Source organism: Paenibacillus ehimensis NBRC 15659, from assembly GCF_004000785.1.
Lineage (GTDB): Bacteria > Bacillota > Bacilli > Paenibacillales > NBRC-103111 > Paenibacillus_G > Paenibacillus_G ehimensis.
The window spans coordinates 1-2,268 of sequence record NZ_BILX01000169.1 but is presented as its reverse complement, the minus strand read 5'-3'; the positions used below and the strand labels follow the sequence as shown (position 1 = coordinate 2,268).

Here is a 2,268-nt window from a genome sequence, read left to right as displayed (position 1 = left end):
TCGAATACGCAACGGCTCTGTACAAGCGGGAAACGATCGAACGGCTGGCGAAGCATTTCGAGCAATTGCTGGGCGCCATCGTGAGCGATCCTGCGGCGAAAATCGCGTCGCTGGGCATCCTGACGGCGGAAGAGAAGGCGCAGATCGAGCACGTGTTCAACCCGGACGTGCCGGAAGCGCCGGAGAACGAAGCGTTCCACGCGCTGTTCGAGCAGCAGACGGAGCGTATGCCGGAGGCGACGGCGGTCGTCTACGAAAACGACCGGCTGACGTACCGGGAGCTGAACGAACGGGCGAACCGTCTGGCAAGAACGCTGAGGGCTCAAGGCGTGAAGCCGAATCGGCTGGTGGGCATTTTGGCCGACCGATCGACGGAGCTGCTCGTCGGCGCGCTGGCGGTGTGGAAAGCGGGCGGAGCCTACGTGCCGCTGGACCCGGATTATCCGTCCGACCGCATCCAGTTCATGCTGGAGGACAGCGCGGCCACGGTGCTGCTGACGCAAACGCATCTGCAGGAGCGCGCGCGGCAATGGGTGCAGGGAGAGCAGACGCTGCAAGCGGTGCTCTGCCTGGACGACGAGGCGGCGTATGCCGAGGACGCGTCGAACGTGGCGAACGTGAACGAGCCGCACGATCTGGCCTACGTGATCTATACCTCGGGTACGACAGGACGCCCGAAAGGCGTGATGATCGAGCACCGCAGCCTGGTCAATACGGCGGCAGGGTACCGCCGGGAATATCGTCTGGACCAGTTCCCGGTACGGCTGCTGCAGCTGGCGAGCTTCTCGTTCGACGTGTTCGTCGGAGACATCGCGCGAACGCTGTACAACGGCGGCACGATGGTCATCTGCCCGAAAGACGACCGGATTGATCCGGCGCGTCTGCACTACTGGATCAGCAAGGAGAAGATCACGATCTTCGAATCGACGCCTGCGCTCATCGTGCCGTTCATGGACTATGTAGCGGAGCACGGGCTGGACATGAGCTCGATGGAGCTATTGATTACCAGCTCGGACAGCTGCAGCGTGACGGATTACCGGGTGCTGCAGGAGCGGTTCGGGTCGCAGTTCAGAATCATCAACGCCTACGGAGTAACGGAAGCGGCGATCGATTCGAGCCTGTACGACGAGCCGCTGGAGAAGCTGCCGGAGGCGGGGAACGTGCCGATCGGAAAGGCGGCGCTGAACGCGAAGTTCTACATCGTGGACGCGCACCTGAACCCGGTGCCGGTAGGCGTGCTGGGCGAGCTGTGCATCGGCGGCATCGGGGTGGCGCGAGGCTACCTGAACCGTCCGGAGCTGACGGAAGAGAAGTTTGTGGACAGCCCGTTTGTGCCGGGCGAGCGCTTGTACCGGACGGGCGACCTGGCGCGGTGGATGGCGGACGGCAACGTGGACTTCATCGGGCGGATCGACAACCAGGCGAAAATCCGGGGGTACCGGATCGAGACGGGCGAAATCGAGACGCAGCTGCTGAAAGCGGAAGGCGTGCGGGAAGCGGTCGTCGTCGTGCGGGAGGATGCGAAGGGCCAGAAGGTGCTGTGCGCGTACTTCACGGCGGAGAGCGAGCTGAAGCTGAGCGAGCTGCGGAGCAGCCTGTCGCAGGAGCTGCCGGGGTACATGATCCCGTCGTACTTCGTACAGCTGGAGCAGCTGCCGCTGACGGCAAACGGGAAGATCGACCGCAAAGCGCTGCCGGCGCCGGATGCGAGCATGCAGACGGGCGTGGAATACGTCGCGCCGCGGACGCCGCGGGAGACGAAGCTGGCAAGCATCTGGCAAGAGGTGCTCGGGCTGGAGAAGGTGGGCGTGAAGGACAACTTCTTCGAGCTGGGGGGCCATTCCCTGCGCGCGACGCTGCTGGTCGGCAAGGTGCATAAGGAAATGAACGTGGAGCTTCCGCTGCGGGACGTGTTCCGCTGCTCGACGGTGGAAGACATGGCCCAGGCGATTGCCCGAATGGAAGAGCAGGCATACGTCTCGATCCCGACGGTCGAGGAGAGGGAGTACTACCCGGTATCTTCCGCGCAGAAGCGACTCTACATCCTGCAGCAGCTGGAAGGGGCGGAGCAAACCTACAATATGCCGGCGAGCTGGTGCTCGAAGGAGCGCTGGACCGCGTGCGGCTGGAGGAAGCGTTCCGTCAGCTGATCGCGCGGCACGAGACGCTGCGCACGGGCTTCGAGCTGGTGAACGGGGAGCCGGTGCAGCGGGTGTACAAGGAAGTGGACTTCGCCGTCGAGCATTATCGGGCGAGCGAGGAAGAAGC

Annotated in this window: 1 pseudogene; it reads left to right on the top strand. The window is 63.8% G+C overall.

Annotated features, from left to right (window positions below):
* A pseudogene (locus PEH01S_RS35730) lies at positions 1-2,268 on the top strand (non-ribosomal peptide synthetase); the annotation flags it as partial.